This window comes from Streptococcus sp. HMSC065C01 (assembly GCF_001813525.1).
GTDB classification, from domain to species: Bacteria; Bacillota; Bacilli; order Lactobacillales; family Streptococcaceae; genus Streptococcus; species Streptococcus parasanguinis_V.
Genome location: NZ_KV812861.1, coordinates 10,752 through 11,032, shown reverse-complemented (window position 1 = coordinate 11,032; position 281 = coordinate 10,752).

Sequence of the window (281 nt, the reverse complement as noted above, 5' to 3'; positions counted from 1 at the left end):
TAAATTAGCTTAATCAAAGAAATTGGATTATACTTTATAACACAAGAAATCAAAATGTTACCAAATTAGAACGGGAAACAAAATCAGTATAGTTATTTGAAATACCATGGAAAAATTATAAGGCTGATAGTATTAATTTCACTATCAGCCTTACAGGTTATTTAACGTTTCAGAAAAACTATAATGTCAAGATTAACTAAACAGTATCTAATTCTTTCAAATAATTCTCTATCTTCATCAACATTAAAGGATTGTTATAAATCTTACATAACTCTCTTGCT